Below are 20,253 nucleotides of genomic sequence, written 5' to 3'. Positions count from 1 at the left end.
ACCGGTCAGGCGACCGGTTCGGCGTCCTGCTGGCGGCTGCGCTCGGGCAGCTTCAAGCGCTTGGCTTCCTCGTCGTACTCGATCAGCAGCACGCCGGAGTCGTGGCGGCCGCTGATTTCGACGAAGCAGGCGCCGCCAATGAACGGTTCGAGCGTCATCACAGACTTCAGCGGCGTGGCCACCACCATCTGGAAACCGAAGTTCTCGAAGATGTTCATCGCCAGCGCGGTGAACTCGTTGTCGGCCTTGTCGAAGGCTTCGTCGAGCACCACGGCAGCGTAACTGGGCAGCTGGCTTTCGGCGCCGCCGAGCTGGTAGCGCAGCGCGGCCGCCAGGCAGGTGGTGGCCAGCTTCTGCCGCTGGCCACCGGATTTGCCGGCGCCGCTGCGGTAGATCTCGACCTGCTGGCGGGTAGCGGCATCGAGCTCGACGCCGATGAATTCCACATGCAGGCGCACGTCGAGCACGTTCTCGCGCCAGCGCCGGTCTTCGCCTTCCTGTGAGCCCAGGCGCTTGACCAGTTCACGCAGCACCGCGAACTGCGCTTCGGCCACCTCGCGTTCTTCGGTCTGGTGGTGCGACAGCACTTCGCGCAGCTGCTGGTGGAACTCCAGCACCTCCGGCAGGCGCCGGTCGCTGAGCTCGATGGTCAGCAGCGTGCCGCGGTTGAACGGCACCTGCTCCAGCGAGGCATTGACCTCGTCCAGGCGCTGGCCGATCGACTTGCGTGCCTCGGCACTGTGCCGCTGCAGGGCCAGCAGGTTGTTCTTGCTCTGGTTCTGCAACAGGTCGAAGAAGCGCTCTTCGTGCTGCGGCAGGCCATCGCGCTCCAGGCGCTGCAGGCGGGCGAGGAAGTCCTCGGCCGAGGCCACCGACGCGGTGAAGTCACCGGACTCTTCCGGCCATGCCTGTGCGAAGCGACGGAAGCAGGCCACCAGCTGGGTCTCGACGCGGTGCACGTCCTGCTGCGAGGCGGCGAGGCTCTCGTTGATGCCCTTGCTGATCTCGCGCATGTGCGCTTCCAGCGTCTCCAGGCTCAGCCCCCCCAGCCGCTCCAGGCGCAGCTGCAGCCCCGCTTCCTGGGTGGCGCCGAGCGCCGGCAGCACCAGCGCACGGCTGCGCTGGCGCTGGGCATCGAGCTTGTCGCGCTCGCGGGCGTGCTGGGCCAGCTCGACCCGGGTGTCTTCGTAGGTGCGGCGTGCCTGCGCGATATCCGCGCGGGCCTGGTCGATCTGCTGGGCCAGCCGGGCCAGGTCGGCGTTGCCTTCCTTGAGTTCGCGCAGCGAGGACTCGATGTCCTGCAGGCGCTGGACCGCCGTGGCGATATCCACTTCTTCCCAGACGAAGTTCACCAGCTGGTTGCAGGCCAGGCGACGGTCGTTGTCACGATCGCGCTGGCTGCGCAGCCGGGCGACGTCTTCGTCGCAGGCAGCGATGCGCTGGGCAAGCTCCTGGGCTTCCTTGCGGAACACCGCCAGTTTTTCCGTATTGCTGAAGCCAAGCAGCCAGCGGCGGCGATCGCCGATCGCGTTGCGGTCATCCTTCTCGAAGCGGTCGCCCGGGTGCTTGACCTGGCCTTCGCGCGAGATACCCCGTTCCACGTCGCGCAGCTGCTTTGCCTCGACGCACTCGTAGTCGTAGCGCTTGCCGAGCTCGCGGCGCAGCCACGGCTCGAACGGGCTGTCGCGGAACTCCAGCTTGTGCAGCAGCGACCGTGCCGACGGTTGGCGCGCAATGGCATCGTCATTGCGACGCACGCGATAGTAGGTCAGCCGCATGCCAAGCTGGGTGCGATTCACCCACGCATTGACCTCGTTGTAATGCTTGTCGTCCACCAGCAGCGACTGCGCGAAGCCGAACAGCACGCGCTCGATCGCGCCCTGCCAGGCGCCCTCCTCCTGGCGGACCTGGACCAGCTCGCCCACGAACGGCAGTGCCGCCTCGGGGACGCCGGTTTCCTCGGCCATGCGGCTGCGCAGCTTCTGCAGCGGCGCGGGAATGCTCGACGGGTTGCGCTCCATCGCCTCCAGCTCGGCACGGACATCGCCGAAGCGACGCGTGTCGTCCTGTTTGCCGGACAACCGCTCGGTAATGGCATCGTCCAGCGCGGCGGCCGCCTGCTGGCGGTTGTCCAGTTCGCCCTGCGCGCGAGCAATCAGTTCGGCAAAGCCGTGGGCGTCGTCGGGCAACGCGTCGCCCAGCGTCTGCGCGGCCTGGCGGGCCTGCTCGCGTTTTGCCTGGCGGCGGTCGCGCTCGGCTTGGGCACGCCCGTGTTCGCGCTCCAGTTCCTCGATGCGCTCGCCGCCCTGCTGGCGTCGCTGCAGCTCGAGTTCGGCGAGGTGCTCTTCATGGTTGGCCAGCCCCTGGCGGCGCTGGGTTTCTTCGCCGAGCAGGCCACGGTGGCGGACATCGATCTCCTGCAGGCGCTTTTCCAGCAGCTGCTGCAGGCGCGATTCGCGGAAGCTGTCCAGCCCGAGCTTCAGCGTCTCCTCGTCGGCACGCTGCAGGTTCATCGCCTTCAGCTCGGCATGCAGCGCACGCGCGGGCAACAGGGTTTCGACCTGGCGCCGCGCGGTGACCACCGATTTGTGCGCGCCATCGAGCTCGGCGAAGTCGCTCACCAGGCGCTCGGCGGCATCGAAGGTCTTGGGCGTGTCCAGCATGAAGTCACGCAGGAAGACGTTCAGGTCGCCCAGGTTCTTGGCCGACTGCGTCTTGTGCAGCAGGCGCAGCGCCATCTCATTGTCGATGCCGAGCAGGTGGCGGAAGCGCTCTGCGTAGCCGACGAAGCTGTCGAAATGGTGCACGTCGCCCAGGCGCTGCTTGAGCTTGCGCAGGTCCAGGTCGAAGCCGCCCAGGTCCTTGGCGATATCGAACGGACGCTCGGCGATGAGGTAGTGCTTGCGCACGTCGGCGGCCGCCGCGCCGTTGCCGGCGATCCAGAACAGGCGCACCAGGCTGACCACGCGGCCATCGCCGGCCCGGTATTCCAGCACCAGTGCGGTCCAGGTCGCGCCCTTGCGCAGGTACTGGGTGGCGATTTCGCCGGTGCCGCGGTCCTGCTGGTCGGCCCACGCGCCACGCACGTAGGAGACCAGGTTGCGGTCGCGGCCGCTGCGCTCGGCTTCACGCGCGGCGGCGTTGAAGTCGACGATCGACGGCGGCACCAGCATCGCCGACATGGCGTCGAGCAGAGTCGACTTGCCCGAGCCGGAGCGGCCCACGAACAGGAAGCCGCGCTCGGCGATGGGCACTTCGGTCAGGCCGTTGAAGGTGCCCCAGTTGTGCACCTGCAGGCGGCGCATGCGGAACTGCTGCAGCCGCGGATCCGGCAGCCCGTCGGTGAACAGGGCGGGGGTGTGCTTGGAAATGGCCATGCGTTATCGGTGGTCCGTTCAGGCGTTTGCAGCGGGGGTGTCGCGCAACTGGCGGTACACGGCGGACAGCGCGGAGACGTCTTCGGCGGAGAACAGCAGCTTCAGCGCCGGCGACACTTCGTGTCGGTCGTCCTGGCCGGCCAGGCGGGTCAGGATGTGGTTCTCTTTCATCTTCTGCACGGCGGCGGCGACGCGGCGATTGAAGCCGGCCCGATCGGTGGACAGGTTCTTCTCGTAGATGGCCAGCGCTTCGGCCATCTCGGTGTCGGCCACCACCGCGCGGTTGCCGCGCGCATCCGCTTCGGCCAGCTGCTGGCGCAGGTACAGCAACAGCACCGAGTCGATGAAGGTCAGCGGCGAGCTGCGCAGCAGCACCGGTGCGTCGATGTCCTCGGTATCGGCCTGGCGGGTGAAGGCCACGCCGCTGTCACGGTCGAGCACCAGTTCCAGGAACAGGTCCGACAGCGCCGAGCGGATCGCCGCCTCGCTGCGGATCAACGCCGGCCACAGCTTGGCGTGGCGCAACTGGTCGATGCTCGGGCCGATCAGCAGCTGGCACAGCGCGCGGCGCCCATCGAGGGGCAGCCGGCCGGTGTCGCCCAGGTAGAACACGTCATTGCTACGCCGCGGCAGCGGCGTGACCACGACCGGTTCGGCGTCGTGATCGTCTGCCACCGCGTCGACCGGGGCGGCATCGTGGGACTCTTCATGCCAGTTCATGGCGTTTCTCCTGGGTGAACCAAACCAGCGGGATGCGGGCGCGTCGCCACTGTCCATCGCCGCCACGCCAATGGGCGGTTTCCTGCTCGCCTTCGACCACCACGCCGTGGCGGGTGCCCAGCGACAGGTAGCCGATCACGCTGCCCAGCCCCTGCGGCGCTTCGCGCTGCGACAGGGCCTGGGCGATGCTCAGTTTCGGCTGCGCACCCAGCAGTTCATGCAGGTCGCGGCGCAGCGTGCGGAAATCGATCTCCGAGGACGCCACCAGGTCGCCGACGCTTTCCAGGCTGATGCTGGCCGCGTCGTTGCGCTGCACGCTGCCATCCACCTGCGCGCTGCGCGGGTCGTGCAGCTTCCATTGCGACCAGGAGCGCAGGCGGCTGGTGGTGAGCTGGAGGTCGCGGCCGATCGGGCGCTGGGCGGAGAACGCATCGCGCAGCGCCAGCGCTTCGGATTGCGCCTGCTTGAGCAGCTGGTTGAGCCGGCGCTGTTCCAGGTAGCCACGGCTCTGCACGAAGCCACGCAGGCTGCGCGCGAAGTGCTGCAGCACGTCGTGGACCTGGCCGCCGCGGTCGAGCATGGTGGCGGTGAAGCCGCGCAGGAACGCGCGCTCGTTGCGGTCCAGCTTGCGCGCGAAGCCGCGCGCCAGCACTGCCTCCAGCGCGGCGTCGAGCTGGGCGCTCTGCTCGGCATCGTTGAGCAGCCGCCAGAAGGCCTGGAAGCTGCGGCCGGCGTCGCTGTCGCCAATCACGTCCACGCCTTCGAACAACCGGGACAGCACGTCGCCACGTTCGCTTTCATCGTCGATGATGCGCTCGCGGAACTCGCGGTTGAGGCGTTCGAAGTCATCGCGGACGCGGCGGAAATCCTCGGTGAGGTCGTCGGCCAGGCCGATGATCTGGCGCGCGCGCTCCAGCGCGCGCTTGCCATCCAGCGCCACCACCCGGCCTTCGCCAACCCGGGCGATCTCGGCATCGATGCGGTCGCGTTCGTCGCGCAGCGCCGACAGCCGTGCATCCGGGTTGGACTCGGTCTGCGCGGCCAGCTGCGAGAGCTGTTCGATCACCAGCGCGAGCCGGCTTTCGGTCGCGGCCACGCGGCTCTGCTCCAGGCTGTCGGCGAAGCGGATCGCCTGCAGGGCCTGGGTGGACAGTTCGTATTGTTCCTGGTCGGCGCCCTCGGGCAGGCGCCGCTCCAGCCAGCCCTGGGCCAGCCAATGGGCGATGTAGGCCTGGGCGGTACGCGGCAGCTCACGCGACAGTTCGTCGCCGTTGAGCTGGTCCAGCGCCCGCTGCAGGCGTTCGTGCAGGGCGGCGGCCGGCAGCGTGCGCTCCCCGTCCATCAGCAGGCTCTGCAGCAGGCCGATGATCTCCGGGGCGTTGGCGGCGGCCAGCAGCTTCCACTGGGGCTGTTCGCGCAGGGCGCGGTAACGGGTGATGCGTTCGCGGTGCTTCATGCAGCCAGGACATCCGGAAGAACACCGCGCGACCAGACGCCGCGCGGCAGGAAGGGGAACGACCCGGCACCGCGGTGCCGGGCGCGCGCCAGGTTCAGCGCTTGCCGCCCACTTCGATGAAGCGCAGGAACTCGGCGCGGGTGCGCGCATCCTCGCGGAAGCTGCCCAGCATCTTGGAGGTGACCATGCTGACGCCGCGCTTGTGGATGCCGCGGGTGGTCATGCACTCGTGCGCACCTTCCACCACCACGCCCACGCCGATCGGCTGCAGCACGTCCTGGATGCACTGGGCGATCTGCGCGGTCATCTTTTCCTGGACCTGGAAGCGACGCGCATAGGCCTCGACCACCCGCGCCAGCTTGCTGATCCCCACCACCTTGCCGGCCGGCAGGTAGCCGACGTGCACGCGGCCGATGATCGGCGCCATGTGGTGTTCGCAGTGGCTTTCGTACTCGATGTCGCGCAGCACGATCAGTTCATCGTAGCCGGCCACTTCCTCGAAGGTGCGCTCCATGTAGGCGCGCGGGTCGTCCCGGTAGCCGCTGAACCAGTCGCCGTAGGCCTCGGCCACGCGCCGCGGGGTATCCAGCAGGCCTTCGCGGGTGGGGTCTTCACCGGCCCAGCGCAGCAGGGTGCGCACGGCCGATTCGGCATCGGCCTGGGTGACCGGGGTGGCGTCGTTGTCTTGTTTGCTCATTACATACAGCACCCGAAGGGGGGCGAGCATCGTACCCGACAGACCCCTCGGGCGTCCCCCCGCGCCGGGCCCGGGGCCGGCCAGCGCGCGCCAGGCATTGGGCTGCGGTTGGGCTGGGGGTATTGATAGGATGGAAATTAGTAGTATCCTATCGATCTGCCATGAAACGTACCCTCGACGAACGCACCCAGCTGCAGATGCAGCTCAGCTCCGGCCTGCTCTATGCAGGGCGGCAGTGGCAGCGCCTGGCCGACCAGGCCCTGGGCAGCTATGGCATTTCAGCCGCCTGCACGATGCCGCTGTTGATGATCGGCCGGGCCGGCGGCGGTATCCGCCAGGTCACGCTGGCCCAGCAGCTGGGCATGGAAGGCCCGTCGCTGGTGCGCCTGCTGGACAAGCTGTCGGCCAGCGACCTGGTCCGCCGCGAATGCGACGCCAGCGACCGCCGCGCCAACCTGCTGTGGCTCACCGACAAGGGCGAGGCCCTGGTCAGCCAGTTGGAGACCGCGTTGATCGGCCTGCGCGAGGACGTGTTCGGCGCGCTGTCCATGGATGAACTGCGCACCGTGCTGAAGCTGTGGCAGCTGCTGGCCGATGCGGCCGACCGCGTGACGTAAACCGATGCGCCGCTGTACCGCCCGGTGCCGTGCTGCGGCGCCGGGCGTCCCCCTTTCCGCTCCCCCAGTGAACCCTTTGCCTCGATGTACGGTGAATTCAGTCTCTATGGTGTGTTCGTCCCGACCCTGCTCGGGCTGATGCTGCTGGCCTACCTGCTCATCAGCGGGTTGCGCCTTGTCCTGCAGCGCACCGGCGCCTACCGCCACATCTGGCACCCCGCCCTGTTCAACCTGGCCGTGTACGTGATCGTGCTCGGCGGGTTGTTTTCCCTGATGCGTTGGATGCAATCGTGAACAAGATCCTCAAGCGTGCTTTCCCGGTCGTGCTGACCGTCGTGGCGGTGGTTGCCGCCGTGCTGGTGCTGCGCCACCTGTGGGCGTATTACATGGACGAACCGTGGACGCGCGATGCGCACGTCAGCGCCGACGTGGTGCAGGTGGCGCCGGATGTGTCCGGGCTGGTGGAAGCGGTGAAGGTGGCCGACAACCAGCCGGTCAAGCGCGGCGAGGTGTTGTTCGTGGTCGATCGGGCCCGCTACCAGATCGCGCTGGAGCAGGCCCAGGCCGCCCTCGGCGAACGCCGCGCCACGCTGGACCAGCTGCGCCGCGAGATCGCGCGTGACCGCAGCCTGCAGGACCTGGTCGCCGCGGAGGACGCCGAAGTGCGCCGCGCCAAGCTGCTCGCCGCGCAGGCCTCGATGGCCACCGCGCAGGCCGCAGTCGATCTGGCCAGGCTCAACCTGGCCCGCACCGAGGTGCGCAGCCCGAGCGACGGGCACGTCAATGACCGCACCGTGCGTGCCGGTGACTACGTGACCGCCGGGCGCCCGGTGATGGCCGTGCTGGATACCGGCTCGTTCCGCGTGGACGGGTACTTCGAGGAGACTCGGCTGCGCGGCGTGCATCCCGGGCAGAAGGTGGACATCCGCCTGATGGGCGAGGCGCAGCCGCTGCAGGGCCACGTGCAGAGCATCGCCGCCGGCATCGAGGACCGTTACCGCAGCGAAGGCAGCAGCCTGCTGCCGAACGTGACCCCGGCCTTCGACTGGGTGCGGTTGGCCCAGCGCATCCCGGTGCGCATCCACATCGACACGGTGCCGGCGGGCGTGAACCTGATCGCCGGGCGCACCGCCACGGTCACCATCCAGCCGGATACGGCCAGGCCCACGCCCACGCCGGTGCGACCGGCACAGGCGGCGTTGTGAGCCGCCCTGCCCTGCACCGCATCGCGCTGGGGCTGGCGTTGACCACCCTGGCCGCGTGCAAGACCGTGGGCCCGGATTACGCCGTGCCCGAAGGATCGGCCTTCCAGCGGCCCGAGGCCAACGCGGCCTTCATCGACACCGGCAACCCGCAGGTGGCCGCCGGCGCCGCGCTGCCGGCGCGCTGGTGGGAGCTGTACCAGGACGACACCCTCAACGCACTGGTGCAGCAGGCCCTGCGCGACAACGTGGAACTCAAGGTGGCCGATGCCAACCTGCGCCGCGCCGCCGCCGTCTACGAGCAGGCGCTGGATGCCGGTGGTTTCGAGTACGAGGCCGAGGCCGGGGTGAGCCGCGCGCAGCTGTCGGCCGAATCCTTCCTGCTGGAACACGAACTGCCGCCGATCAACCTGGCCGACGGCAAGTTCGCGGTGTCCTACCAGTTCGACCTGTTCGGCAAGCTCAAGCGCGCTTCCGAGGCCGCGCACGCCGACGAGCAGAGCGTGGCCGCCGCGCTCGACCTGGCCCGGGTGTCGCTGGTGGCGCAGGTCGCCGGCAGCTACGTGGAGATCTGCCATGCCAACCATGAGCTGCACGTGGCCGAGCACTCGCTGCAACTGCAGCAGCGCAGCCGCGAGGTCACCCAGCGGCTGATCAACGCCGGCCGTGGCACGCCGCCCGAGCTGGCCCGCGCCAACGCCCAGGTCGCGATGCTGGAGGCGGCGCTGCCGCCGCTGCGGGCGCAGCGCCAAGCGTCCGAATACCAGTTGGCCGCCCTGCTCGGCCGCACCCCGGGGCAGCTGCCCGATGGCGTGGCCGACTGCAGCCAGGCACCCACGCTGGCCCAGCCGTTGCCGGTGGGCGATGGCCGTGCGCTGCTGGCACGCCGCCCCGACGTGCGCCAGGCCGAGCGCCGCCTGGCCGCGGCCACCGCCCGCATTGGCGTGGCCACCGCCGAGCTGTACCCGGACATCCGCCTGGGCGCCTCGCTCGGCGCGGCCGGCCTGCTGGAGGATTTCGGCCAGCCGCTGACCCAGCAGTGGTCGATCGGCCCGCTGATTTCCTGGACGCTGCCGTCCTCAGGCACCCACGCGCGCATCCACGCCACCGAAGCCGGTGCCGATGCCGCCCTGGCCGAGTTCGACCACAGCGTGCTGCAGGCGCTGCGCGAAACCCAGACCGCGCTCAGCCGCTATGCGCACGACCTGCAGCGCCTGCAATCGCTGCAGACCGCGCAGCAGCAGGCCGAACTGGCCGCCAGCCAGAACCGGCGCCTGTACCAGGGCGGGCGTACCCCGTACCTGGCCAGCCTGGACGCCGACCGCACGCTGGTCTCGGCCGATGCAACGCTGGCCGCCGCGCAGGCGCAGGTGTCGCGTGACCAGATCCAGCTGTTCCTGGCGCTTGGCGGCGGCTGGAACGCCGACGCCGTGGCCCCGCGCGCGGCAGCGAGGTAAGCCATGCTGCTGCTGGATCGCCAGGCATGGCTGTTTTCGGTCAAGACCTTCCTGGCCGCGCTGGCTGCGCTGTACATCGGCCTGGCCGGCAACCTGTCACGCCCGTATTGGGCGATGGCCACCGTCTACATCGTCACCCAGCCGATGCTCGGCCCCACCCGCGCCAAGGGCGTCTACCGCATCCTGGGCACGCTGCTCGCCGGCGCGGCCACGCTGTGGATGCTGCCGCACCTGGTGGAAACGCCGTTGCTGCTGAGCGCGGCGATGTCGCTGTGGTTGTCCGCCTGCCTGTTCATCGCCCTGCTCAACCGCGGCCCGCGCGGCTACGCGTTCCTGCTGGCCGGCTATACCACCGCCTTCATCGGCTTCCCGGCGGTGACCTCGCCGGACACCATCTTCGACACGGTGGTGGCGCGCAGCGAGGAGATCATCCTGGGCACGGTGGTGGCGGTGCTGTTTGCCTCGCTGTTCTTCCCTGCCTCGGTGCGACCGATGCTGCGCTCGCGGATCGGCAACTGGATGGGCGATGCGGCGCAGTGGTGCCGGCAGATCCTGCTGCGCGGCCAGGCGCATGCCCCGCGCAACCGTCTGGCAGCCGACCTGGTGCAGTTCGAGGCCTTGATCGAATTCCTGCGCCGCGACGACCCGCGCCATGCCGGTGCGGCGATCTCGATGGAACGACTGCGCGAGCGGATGCTGCTGATGCTGCCGGTGCTGTCCTCGATCGCCGACCGCCTGGGCGCGTTGCGGGCCGGAGGCCGTGCGCTGCCGCCAGGGCTCGAGGCGCTGGTGGCCGACATCGCCGACTGGCTGGACACGCCGGGCCGCTCAAGCGCCAGTGCGTATGCGGCGCTGCGCGAGCGCATCCTGGCATTGAAGCCGGCGGTGGATGGCGAACTGGACCACCTGTTGCTGGTCACCCTGCTGCTGCGCCTGGAGGAGCTGGTGGACCTCTGGCAGGACTGCGCCACCCTGCAGGACGCGATCGAACACGGCAGTGCCCCGCGCGACATCGCCCATTACCGCATCCGCGCCAAGCGCGTGGGCGACGCACGCCACGTGGACTACGGCATGGCGCTGTTCTCCGCCGCCAGCGCCGGCGTCGCATTGATGACCTACTGCGCGCTGTGGATCGCGCTCGGTTGGGAAGGCGGCGGCAATGGCGCGATGATGGCCGCCGTGGCCGCGGCATTCTTCGCCGCCCAGGACGACCCGGCGCCGAGCATGCTGTCCTTCCTGCTGTGGGCGATCGTGGCCAGCCTGGTGGCCGCTGTGTACCTGTTCGGCGTGTTCCCCGCGGTGCATGATGTCGGCAGCCTGGCGCTGGTGCTGGCGGTGGTGTTCCTGCCGGTGGGCCTGCTGCTGCACAAGCCGCAGACCGCGCTGATCGGGCTGCCGCTGATGGTCAACCTGGTGGCCCTGCTCAATGTGCAGAACACCTACAGCGCCAACATCCAGACCTTCATCAACTCCTCGGTGGCGATGTTCATCGGCATCGGTTTTGCCGTGGTGATGACCCGCTTGTTCCGTTCGGTGGGCGCCGAATGGACCGCGCGCCGGCTGGTGCGACAGGGCTGGACCACGCTGGCCGAGGCCGCCGAAGGCCATGGCCAGCAGGACCGGCAGCAGTTCGCCGCGCGCATGCTGGACCTGCTCGGCCTGCTTGCCCCGCGCCTGGCGGCCACCCCGCAAGGCAGCGACATCGCCTCGGTGGACATGCTCACCGAAGCCCGCATCGGCTTGAACATCCTGCAGCTGCGGCGCGCCCGGCACGACCTGCCACCCACCAGCATGGCGGCGATCGAATCGATCCTGGACGATGTGGCCACGCACTACCGTGCACAGGTGGCCCATCGGGGGCCGCTGCCGGCACCGACCGCTCTGCAGGCCAAGCTGGAGGCCTCGCTGAAGCGGGTGCAGACGGTCGCGCCGGGCAAGGCCCGCGACGAGGCGTTGATGGGCGTGATGGGGTTGCGCTTTGCGTTGTTCCCCGAGGCGCCAGTGGTGGCCAGCGCCGCACCCGACGGCGCCATCGCCGCCGGCTGACGCCAGGCGCCATCGCGATCCGCAACGCGCGGTGGTGCCGGCGCAACACACCGCGCAAGGCGCCTGCGGGTGCGCGCCTATACAGGAGACGCAGTGCATCGCCGCGCGTGGACCACGCCGGCAGACACTGCCGGCAACGCCCACGATGGTCGTTGCCGCACCGGTTGTCCTGTCCAGGAGTACGCCCATGCACCGTCCACTGCACGTCCTGCAACGCCGCGCGCTGTCCCTGTGGTTCGGCCTGATCCTGTGCCTGGCAGCGATCCTGCCCGCGCAGGCACAGTGCGTGGTGGCAACCACCGCCACGGCAGCCGATGCCCAGCAGGCGTCCGCCGCGATCGCCGCGCATGCCTTCGCCGGGCACCAGGCCGAGTTCGTCACCGGCAACATCAAGGCCGGACTGGCCTTTCCCGGCCCGACCCTGGTCGATGCCGCCGCGCTGGAGGGCTTCGTACAGGCCATCCTGACCGGCACCGCCGGGGTCGCGCTGGCCGGTGGCGCTCGCACCAAGTACTGGCATGCCGCCAGCGGCACGATCGTCATCTTCAACAACGCGGTCGCCGACTGCGGCACGGCATTCCGGCCCACGGGCGGGATCACCTACTACAATAACCAGAACTGACCGCCTGCCTCCGTCGCCGGGGGCCATGGGAGCCATCATGCGAGACACCGGGCATTTTTCCCTGCTGCTGGAGCATGACGAGGCGATCGGCGTCCTCAACGCGCTCAACTATTTCGGCTTCGGCGTCGATGCCGATACCTGCCATACCGTGACCGGCCTGGACCAGGACCGCGTGCAGGCCCTGCACGCGCGGCTGCACCTGGCCCACCGTGGCGACAGCACGGTGCCCTGAGCGCCGGCGGTGCTGAGCACGCGCGCGTCGCCCGGCCCCCCCTGATGCAGACCCCCTCGCCACCGCGCGCGTGCACGGTGGCGTCTGCGTGTGCGGCGTGCGCGCAGCGCATTGGCAGCGGCTGACAAAACGCTGCAACGGCGCGCGCGTTGCCGGCGCGGGGCGATCGCTATACAGCAGGTGCATCCGGCCGATCCGCGACCGCGGTGCCCTTCCCCTGCGGAGACCGCGCATGCACGCCGACGCCGATGCTGTTCCCTCCTCCCGTGCACCGGCGCTGCGCGCCGTGCATTGCCTGGCCTGCACGCTGGCGCGTCCACGCCGGCACGCAATGCTGCCGCAGCTGTTCCGCATGGAGCAGCTGGGCCTGCAGCGCGGGTTCCTGGACAGCGTGGCCGCCTACGCCGCGCAGTTGCCGTGGGATGCCTACGACGTGGCCCGGCGTCGCCGCCAGGTGCTGCAGCGGCACGCCAGCATCCTCGCGCCTGCGCAGCGCGCGCTGCTGGAGGACGACGACGCCGCGCCCGACGCGGTATGGAACGCCGTGCGCGACCACCTGCCCTCGGTGCTGCGCGCCGCGCTGGAGCGCATCCAGCCGCACCGCCGGCGGGCGATGCGCAAGTACGACGCACGGCGGGTCTCCACCGCCTGCTGGCAGCTGCAGCCGCTGGACGACCCGCATTTCGCGCAGCCCACTGCGGCGGCCCGTGCACCGCACCGGGTGTTCGCGCCGATCGCAGCGGCGCTGACCTACCATCCGGACACGCTGCGGCTGGTCGCCGGCATCGCCGAAACCATCCACCAGCGCTGCGCGGCCACGCGCCTGCAGCTGGTGTTGCACCAGATGCTGACGATCGCGCGCGGGCCTGGCGCCGCCGAGCCGGCGCCCGATGGCCTGCACCAGGATGGCGCGGACTACATCCTGTCGGCATTGGTGATCCGTCGGCGTGGCGTGCATGGCGGTGCCTCCCGCGTCTACCGCGGCAGTGCCGGCCCCTTGCTGCTGGAGCACACGCTGGGCGAAGGCGAGGGGCTGTTCCAGCCCGATGCCGGCTCGCCGCTGTGGCACGAGGTGTCGGCGCTGCATGCCGAGGACCCGCATGGCGAAGGCCAGCGCATGATCCTGGGCATCGATGCGCACGTGCTGTCCGAGCGACCGGCATGAGCGCCCGCGCCCCGCGCAGCCGCGCGCGCCCGGTGCGGCCAGCCTCGGTATGGCGCACGCGCCTGCTGCGGTTGTTGCACCTGGTCGCCGAGCAGGCCTTGCCACTGACCATCGCCGGGGTCTCGTTCGTGATCGCCCTGGACGCGTGGCTGTCGGCCCGCCCGGTGCTGTGGGAACACCAGCGCGCACTGGCCTCGCTGAGCATCGCCAGCGACCTGGAGGGCACCACGGCCGACGGCATCGACAGCCGCCACACCGTCACCATCAGCAACGTCGGTGAACTCAGCTTCGCGGTACTCGACGTGCAGGTCGACCTGGCGCTGGACGACGGGCTGCAGGCGCCATGGCTGCAGAACACGCTGCTGCAGGCGCGACCGGTGGCGCTCCCGATCGGGCTGCAGCCGTTCCACCTGGAGGCAGCCCGCGATGGCCGCAGCGCGCGCTTCGCGTTCGCCCAGGACGCCTCCGGCTGGCATGTGATCGACCCGGGGCGATCGGTCGACCTGGTGTTCGCGCAGCCGGTGCAGGGCCATGGCCGGATGGGGGTGAGCGTGGAGGTGTTCACCCAACCGCTGCGCATGGGCGCGCTGGAAGACCAGATCACGGTGGAACGGGTGATCGCCGGCCGTCGTCGCCATGTGTTTCCCGAGTCGGGGCCGGACGATGTCTCCGACCTGGGCGTGTTCCCGTACAGCGCGGCCAGCATGGTGATCGTGGCCGCGCCCACGCCGCCACGCAGCCGGCACGCGGCGTCGCCCCGCCGACCGACGCCGCGTCGCTGGAACGCGCCGGCAAACCCCTGAAACACGCCAACCAACCGGCGTCCCGGGCTGGCCCTATACCTGTGCTGCACGGCGCGCCGCGGCGTGCGTCCCCTCCGCATGGAGCACGCTCATGGCCTTGCCCGTCGATCCAACGTCCGCGGCTGTCGCGGACCACCACCAACGCCGCTACCGCGGCTTCCTGCGCCTGGCGGTGCTGCGCATCCTGGCGATGCTCGGTGCGGTGCTGCTGGGCCTGTGTGCGCCGCATGCGCCGGCCCACGCCGCCAACGGCCCGCAGGTGACCCAGCTGCAGGGTCACCTGGAGCTGGACTACAGCGTGGAAGTGCGCGTGGAGGGGCTGGCCGACTGGGCCGCCGACAACGATCCGCGCCGGCTGGTGCCGTTCATCGATGGGCGCGCGCTGCCGGGCAATCCACCCGAAGCGATCGACGTGACCCGCGGCCGGCTGTTGTTCCACCTGCGCGTCAACGAGGACAGCCGCGCGGTGTGGACCGACCTGCTCGGCGCGCCCGAGGGATTGCGCCGGCCGGTCACCTTCAGCGTGGGCCCGGTCGATGGCGCGCCGTTCGACACCGTGTACGGCGACGGACGGCGGGTGATGCTCACGGTGATTTCGCCGGTGTACGGCGGCATCGCGCTGCTGCTGGTGGTGGTGACGCTGGCCGTGTTCGTGCAACTGGCACGCACCACCAGCATCATCCGCAAGCCGGCCGAAGGCGGTCTGGGGCCGTATGACCTGGGCCGCTTCCAGATGGCGGTGTGGTTCTTCCTGATCTACCTGTCCTACACCGCCATCTGGCTGATCACCGATGCCACCGACACGATCCACCCATCGCTGCTGGCGCTGCTGGGCATCAGTGCCGGCACCGCACTGAGCGAGGCGGTGATCGATGCCGGCGGCGCGCCCGCGCCGGAGCCACGCCAGCACGCGTTGCTGGACGAACGCCAGCAGCGGGTGCGCGAGATCGGCACGCGCGGCATGTGGCAGGACGGCAACGAGGGCGCGGGCGGCGACCCGCGCGAGCGCCAGCAGGCCGCGCGGCAACGGGTGATGCAGATCGACCGCGAGCTGCGCGCGCTGCAGGCCCCTGCGCCGGAGATGGCGTCGCGCGGACTGCTGCATGACCTGCTCTCGGATGCGCAGGGCTACCGTTTCGATCGTTTCCAGATCTTCGCCTTCACGCTGATCCTGGGCGTGATCTTCCTGTCCGATGTCTACAACAACCTGAGCATGCCCGAGCTCAGTCCCACCCTGCTGGGGCTGATGGGCCTCAGCTCGGGCACCTATATCGGTTTCAAGCTGCCCAACCGCAGCTGACCCCACGCCGGCCCACGGCGTGGCGCCCTCTCCTGGATGCGCCCAGACCAACGAGGATCCGCAATGAACAGCATGACGTTGAGCCCGCAAGGGATCGAATGGCTCAAGCAGGTGGAAGGCCAGCGCCTGCAACCCTACGACGACCAGACCGGCAAGCCGGTCGACCACTGGGTGGCCGGCGCCACCGTCGGCTACGGGCACCTGATCGCCCGCGCCGAGTGGGACGGGCTTGCCCGCGGGATCACCCTGGAACAGGCCGAGGCGCTGCTGCGCAAGGACCTGGCGCCGTTCGAGCAGGCCGTGAACCGTGGCGTGACCGCGACGGTGTCGCAGTGCCAGTTCGATGCACTGGTGATCCTCAGCTTCAACATCGGGGTGGGCAACTTCGCCCGCTCCTCGGTGCTCAAGCTGGTCAACAACCCCCAGGCCAGCACCACCTTTGCCACGCTGGAGGCGGCCTGGATGGCGTGGACGCGGTCGCAGGGCAAGGTGATGAAGGGCCTGGTCAACCGCCGCGGCGCCGAGTGGCGCATGTACAGCAGCGGCACCTACGCACACTGGTAAACGGCAGAACGCCGCGGCACCCGATGGGGTGCCGCGGCGTATCGGGTGCGCCTGCAGGTGGGCTCAGGGCGTCACGCGCTGCAGGACGCAGCCTGGCGCGCATTCGCCGATCGCCGGCTCGATGCGCAGGCGGGGGGTGTCATCGAGGGTCTGCACCACGATCCAGCGCCCCACCAGGCGATCGCAGGCGGCACCGCCGTTGCCGGGCCGCACCGAGTACCACGCGCCCTCCGCGGTGCGCCCTTCCAGGCGCAGCGGCACCCGGCAGTTGCGCGGACTGGCGTAGGCCAGGCTGCTGCCCAGGTCGCCCGGCTCGCTGCCCGCCAGCGTCAGTTGCAGGCTCACCGGCAGGTTCGCCGCGCCCTGCACCTGGGTGGCCCAGCGCCCTGCCAGCGCTGCCGGCAGGCGGGCCGCGGCGGGGACCTGGCCACCGGCCCACAGCGACACCTCCGAGGCTGCCGCGTCGCTGCGCACCTGCAGCGTGGCCTGGCCTTCGCCCACCTGCAGCTGCACGCGGCCCGGATACAGCCGGTTGCACCAGCGCCCGCCGTTGGCGCCGACCAGGTCGTACTGCAACTGGCCGTCGCCCTGGTGGGACAGGCGTGCGTCGAGACGGCAGTTGCGCGGCTCGCCGAACACGATCTGGGCCGTGTCGCTGGCCGGCTGCAAGGCCAGGCGCACCGATGACGGCCGCCCATCGGCGGTATCCACCCCCACCCACGTGGCCGCCGTTGCGGCGTCGGGATGGGCCTGTGCATGGGCGAACAGCGGGGCCAGCAGAACCAGCCACCCCAACGCCCGGCGGCAATCGTATGTCCTCATCGTGTACTCCTTGGTGGTTGAAACGCCAGGCGCGGGCAGCTGCCCGCACCCGGCTCAGAAATAACGCGTCATCAACGCCACGCCGAGCGCGATCAGCCACAGCGTGGCCAGCAGCCGCTGGCGGCGACGACGGGCACGCGCGGCGGCCGCGGCGCGCTTGCGGGCCAGCAGCGGGCCCAGCCATTGGCGTACCTGGTGGGCGTCGTCGTCGGACAGCAACAGGCGCAGGCGGTCGGGTCGGGCCATGTCATGCCTCCGCGGTCGAGGGGGGATCGAGGCTGAAACGGCGCAGGCTCTGGCCGTCCAGCAGCAGTTCGCCGTGCAGCGGGGTGCCGCCATGCAGGCAGATGGTCAAGCGGTGTTCGGCCTCTCCGGTGCACGGGTGCAGCGCGATCCTCGCCGGCAGGCCATCGGCGCCGGCCACTTCTTCGACCTCGCAATCCAGCTGCACTTCCAGCGTGGTGGCCAGGATGCCGCGCGGCACGATCAACTCGGCCAGCGGTACGTCGTGCTGCAGCCATTGCCCATCGACGAGGCTGCGCACCACCAGCGTCTGGCCCGCGCCGAGGCGGGCCTGCAGGCGCTGCAGGTGCGCATGCGCGCAGCGGTGGCGGCTGTCCGCCAATGCCCGGGCGAGGGTATGGATCAGGTCATCGAGCGGATGGTCGGCCATCGACAGGCTCCCGTGCCGCTCATTCGGCCAACCACACCGGACGGCGCGGAAAGCCGACGTGGTAGGCCAGCCACTGCAGCACGACCTGGTGCTCGCCGATCTGCAGGATGGTGAAGCTGCGTTCGATCCCCAGGATCGCGCCCTTCGGCGTATCGCTGAGGCAGCGGTTGAGCAGGTCCTGGGCCTGGCCCAGGTCGGCATCGGTGAGCATCTGGGTGGGGTTGTTGCTGCCTACCACGATGCGTTTGACGAACTTGACATCATTCAGATCGAACATGGCGGTCTTCCCTGCGTTGGACATGCCGGACCCGCCGCGTCTTGGCGACGCGACGGGTCATTCCACGATTGCGTTCACCGCGATGGGCGCAACGCCCATGTCAGGCCACCGGTACCGGGGCGCCGATCTTGCGCGGGGCCGAGGCGGTCTGCAGGATGTCCATCACCCGGGCCAGGCCTTCGGGCATGCCCTTGTCCTCGGCGTGCACGGCCACGGTGTACTTGGCCGAATTGTCCGACGTGCGGGTGTTCTCCTTGTGCGAGGCCACCGAGCCCTGGATGTTCACCTTGGCCGAGAACACGCCCCAGCCCACCTTCATTTCCGCCTGCATCGCCGCCGAGTAGTCCTGGCTGTCCTTGGCCGAGAACGACGACTTCACTTCCATCTCGAAGTTGATGTCCACGCTGTAGATGCTCAGGTTGGGCACCTTGACGATGGCCAGCAGCGGCACTTCCAGCTCCACTTCTTCCTCGGAGAACGGCTGGGCCTCCTTGGTGGCCGGGTCGAGGTTGTCGACCGGGCGCTTGAAGCGGAACAGCGCGGTGCGGGTGCCGCCGACCGCGTTGGGATCGGTGTTGGCCGGGTCCGGCGGCAGGAAGCCGACCGAGCGGATGAAGCTGGCGGTGGCCTGGGCCAGTTTGATCTGCGAATCGCACGCTGCGGTGAGCGGGCCGCCGATCAGGTCGGCCATGGGCAGACCCTTGAACTGGCTGGAGATATTGACGAGTTCGTCAGGCATGGTGATGCACTCCTAGTGGTTGGCAGGCAGCGACGGCCGTAGCGCGTGGACGCCGCCGTGGTGGTGGATCAGGTGGCTTTGATGGTCTTGAACACCCCCTGGCTCTGCGCCAGGTGGTTCATCAACCGCGCCGCGCCATCGGTCGGCTCGGTTCCCTCCACGCGCAACTGCACGTGTACGTTGCCCACGCCCTTGCCGCGGCCGGTATCCAGTCCTACGTGTCGCGCCGCCGGCCGCGGCGTCTCCCAGGCATCCGGAGCGCCCGGCGCAGGCACATCCAGATCCTCGGGGCCCAGTTCCGCCAGGTCCGCGTTGAAGCTGATCTCCACCTCCCGGATGCGCAGGTTGTTGGTGGACACCAGCGGCAACAGCGGCGCGCGGTAGAGGTCCTCATCGCCTTCCTCGGCCTGCGGGTGCAGGGAGGGCATGCGGATGGTGACGCTCCTGGGCCGGTTGTCTTCGTCGAAGAAATCGCGCAGGTGGGAAATCTGGTGCATCTCGATGCTGTCCTGGGCTTCGATGACCGCCCCGGCCAATGCTTCGATCAACGTGTGGAATGACATGGTTCCGCTCATCTCACCTTCGCTCCTGGTCGTGGGACCTGCCATCGATACGGGTCGATGTCGGTTGGTGTTGCTTCCACGGGGTTAGTGATACCCGCCGCGCCGTGCGCGCGTGCGGCGATGCGTTGCGACCGCTTAGCCGCGCGTTGCAGGCGAGCGCCGCGGCGGCGGTGCGCAGCACGCACCGCGCATGCTCGACGGCGGCTCGCCGTAGTGGTGCCGATACGCGCGGCTGAAGCCGGACAGGCTGACGAAGCCCACGGCGTAGGCCACGTCCGACACATTGCCCTCGCCCTCGCGCAGCAGGCGCCGCGCCAGGCGCAGGCGCACCAGCCGGATCAACTCGCCGGGCGGGTGGCCGATGCTTGCCACCAGCTTGCGATGCAGGCTGGTGCGCGACATGTTCAACGCTGCGGCCAGCCGATCGACGGAAACCTCCTCGTCATCGGCATGCTGTTCTATCCACTCCCGCGCCCGCTCCACCAGCCGCGTGGCGGCGGTACCGTGCGGGCGGATCCGCGTGCGTGCCAGCAGCGCCTCCCAGGCCAGGTCGCCGTCGGCCACCGTGGCACCGGGCTGGCACGTGCACTGGCACATGTGCGACAGCAATGCCAGGCTCCACGCCAGGCTCTGTCCATCACCATCGTCGACATCGCCACTGCCCGCGCCAGGCGGACTGACGAAAACCTCCAAACCTCGCTCGAAAACGTCCATAGCCCTGCCCCCTTCCTTCTGCTGATAAGCCGAGTCGGTGCATCGACGAAGCCAGCCGCAGGCGTCCCCAGGCACGAACCGGTCAGGCGTGATCGCACTGGATTTCCCCTGCAAAGCGCGTCGAGTACGACACCGCAGTTCCTCCACTACCGGTGTAACCGGAGCGTTGCCGGTGGACTTGGCGCTGCGTTGCAGATGCTTGTCACA

General features: G+C 69.6%; 22 protein-coding genes. 11 read left to right on the top strand and 11 right to left on the bottom strand.

All coding sequences use genetic code 11. The features are described 5' to 3' along the window. Window positions 1–5 precede the first annotated feature (5 nt). From AC06FD_RS19285 to folE, 4 genes are all read right to left on the bottom strand, one after another. A complete protein-coding gene (locus tag AC06FD_RS19285) occupies window positions 6–3,377 on the bottom strand; it encodes an ATP-binding protein (RefSeq protein WP_478048636.1) in 3,372 nt (1,123 codons plus the stop codon). A gap of 18 nt (window positions 3,378–3,395) precedes the next feature. Then, complete coding sequence (locus AC06FD_RS19280; RefSeq protein ID WP_449335601.1) at window positions 3,396–4,097, bottom strand: DUF4194 domain-containing protein; 702 nt, start codon at window positions 4,095–4,097, stop codon at window positions 3,396–3,398. Beyond that, entirely contained in the window at window positions 4,084–5,553 is a 1,470-nt protein-coding gene (locus AC06FD_RS19275; protein WP_259208178.1) for a DUF3375 domain-containing protein, read from the bottom strand. Before AC06FD_RS19275 ends, AC06FD_RS19280 begins: the two co-directional genes overlap by 14 nt. Before the next feature lie 94 nt (window positions 5,554–5,647). Further along, on the bottom strand, window positions 5,648–6,250 hold the full coding sequence (folE, locus tag AC06FD_RS19270; protein WP_228884867.1) for a GTP cyclohydrolase I FolE: 603 nt from the start codon (window positions 6,248–6,250) through the stop codon (window positions 5,648–5,650). 161 nt (window positions 6,251–6,411) lie between these two features. Between folE and AC06FD_RS19265 the strand changes: the two genes are divergently transcribed. From AC06FD_RS19265 to AC06FD_RS19215, 11 genes are all read left to right on the top strand, one after another. Continuing rightward, on the top strand, window positions 6,412–6,867 hold the full coding sequence (locus AC06FD_RS19265; RefSeq protein WP_259208173.1) for a MarR family winged helix-turn-helix transcriptional regulator: 456 nt from the start codon (window positions 6,412–6,414) through the stop codon (window positions 6,865–6,867). A gap of 84 nt (window positions 6,868–6,951) precedes the next feature. Continuing rightward, window positions 6,952–7,161 carry a DUF1656 domain-containing protein gene (locus tag AC06FD_RS19260; RefSeq protein WP_259208170.1) on the top strand — a complete coding sequence of 70 codons (210 nt, stop codon included), beginning with the start codon at window positions 6,952–6,954 and terminating at the stop codon, window positions 7,159–7,161. Continuing rightward, complete coding sequence (locus tag AC06FD_RS19255) at window positions 7,158–8,072, top strand: efflux RND transporter periplasmic adaptor subunit (protein ID WP_394164719.1); 915 nt, start codon at window positions 7,158–7,160, stop codon at window positions 8,070–8,072. Before AC06FD_RS19260 ends, AC06FD_RS19255 begins: the two co-directional genes overlap by 4 nt. Beyond that, on the top strand, window positions 8,069–9,526 hold the full coding sequence (locus AC06FD_RS19250) for an efflux transporter outer membrane subunit (protein WP_449335597.1): 1,458 nt from the start codon (window positions 8,069–8,071) through the stop codon (window positions 9,524–9,526). The genes AC06FD_RS19255 and AC06FD_RS19250 overlap by 4 nt, the downstream gene beginning before the upstream one ends. A gap of 3 nt (window positions 9,527–9,529) precedes the next feature. Continuing rightward, complete coding sequence (locus tag AC06FD_RS19245; protein ID WP_259208164.1) at window positions 9,530–11,572, top strand: FUSC family protein; 2,043 nt, start codon at window positions 9,530–9,532, stop codon at window positions 11,570–11,572. Between the two features lie 187 nt (window positions 11,573–11,759). Continuing rightward, window positions 11,760–12,194 carry a hypothetical protein gene (locus AC06FD_RS19240; RefSeq protein ID WP_478078660.1) on the top strand — a complete coding sequence of 145 codons (435 nt, stop codon included), beginning with the start codon at window positions 11,760–11,762 and terminating at the stop codon, window positions 12,192–12,194. 37 nt (window positions 12,195–12,231) lie between these two features. Further along, window positions 12,232–12,426 carry a hypothetical protein gene (locus AC06FD_RS19235; RefSeq protein ID WP_259208160.1) on the top strand — a complete coding sequence of 65 codons (195 nt, stop codon included), beginning with the start codon at window positions 12,232–12,234 and terminating at the stop codon, window positions 12,424–12,426. A 232-nt stretch (window positions 12,427–12,658) separates the two neighbouring features. Then, complete coding sequence (locus AC06FD_RS19230) at window positions 12,659–13,591, top strand: 2OG-Fe dioxygenase family protein (RefSeq protein ID WP_478078659.1); 933 nt, start codon at window positions 12,659–12,661, stop codon at window positions 13,589–13,591. Beyond that, window positions 13,588–14,394 (top strand): hypothetical protein, encoded by an 807-nt coding sequence (locus AC06FD_RS19225; protein ID WP_478078658.1) that lies wholly within the window; start codon window positions 13,588–13,590, stop codon window positions 14,392–14,394. Before AC06FD_RS19230 ends, AC06FD_RS19225 begins: the two co-directional genes overlap by 4 nt. Window positions 14,395–14,485: 91 nt before the next feature. Then, entirely contained in the window at window positions 14,486–15,694 is a 1,209-nt protein-coding gene (locus tag AC06FD_RS19220; RefSeq protein ID WP_478078657.1) for a hypothetical protein, read from the top strand. A 63-nt stretch (window positions 15,695–15,757) separates the two neighbouring features. Then, window positions 15,758–16,258 carry a lysozyme gene (locus tag AC06FD_RS19215; RefSeq protein ID WP_259208146.1) on the top strand — a complete coding sequence of 167 codons (501 nt, stop codon included), beginning with the start codon at window positions 15,758–15,760 and terminating at the stop codon, window positions 16,256–16,258. A 63-nt stretch (window positions 16,259–16,321) separates the two neighbouring features. Here the strand turns inward: AC06FD_RS19215 and AC06FD_RS19210 are convergent, their stop codons facing one another. The 7 genes from AC06FD_RS19210 to AC06FD_RS19180 form a co-directional block, all read right to left on the bottom strand. Then, the gene (locus tag AC06FD_RS19210) at window positions 16,322–17,080 is read right to left on the bottom strand and encodes a hypothetical protein (RefSeq protein ID WP_478078656.1); all 759 of its coding nucleotides are present in this window, start codon (window positions 17,078–17,080) and stop codon (window positions 16,322–16,324) included. 54 nt (window positions 17,081–17,134) lie between these two features. Then, window positions 17,135–17,326, bottom strand: a complete 192-nt coding sequence (locus AC06FD_RS19205; RefSeq protein ID WP_259208143.1) for a hypothetical protein — start codon at window positions 17,324–17,326, stop codon at window positions 17,135–17,137. 1 nt (window position 17,327) lies between these two features. Then, window positions 17,328–17,753 (bottom strand): hypothetical protein, encoded by a 426-nt coding sequence (locus AC06FD_RS19200; protein ID WP_259208141.1) that lies wholly within the window; start codon window positions 17,751–17,753, stop codon window positions 17,328–17,330. A 19-nt stretch (window positions 17,754–17,772) separates the two neighbouring features. Further along, on the bottom strand, window positions 17,773–18,030 hold the full coding sequence (locus tag AC06FD_RS19195) for a hypothetical protein (RefSeq protein ID WP_259208138.1): 258 nt from the start codon (window positions 18,028–18,030) through the stop codon (window positions 17,773–17,775). A gap of 100 nt (window positions 18,031–18,130) precedes the next feature. Continuing rightward, complete coding sequence (locus tag AC06FD_RS19190; RefSeq protein ID WP_259208137.1) at window positions 18,131–18,769, bottom strand: DUF2589 domain-containing protein; 639 nt, start codon at window positions 18,767–18,769, stop codon at window positions 18,131–18,133. Window positions 18,770–18,837: 68 nt separating this feature from the next. Beyond that, window positions 18,838–19,332 (bottom strand): DUF2589 domain-containing protein, encoded by a 495-nt coding sequence (locus tag AC06FD_RS19185; protein ID WP_259208135.1) that lies wholly within the window; start codon window positions 19,330–19,332, stop codon window positions 18,838–18,840. A gap of 135 nt (window positions 19,333–19,467) precedes the next feature. Beyond that, the gene (locus AC06FD_RS19180) at window positions 19,468–20,025 is read right to left on the bottom strand and encodes a helix-turn-helix domain-containing protein (RefSeq protein ID WP_394164725.1); all 558 of its coding nucleotides are present in this window, start codon (window positions 20,023–20,025) and stop codon (window positions 19,468–19,470) included. Window positions 20,026–20,253: the final 228 nt, after the last annotated feature.

This window comes from Stenotrophomonas sp. Steno-Z1, from assembly GCF_056393175.1.
The sequence above is the reverse complement of the archived record's forward strand: the minus strand, read 5'-3'. Positions and strand labels throughout refer to the sequence as shown.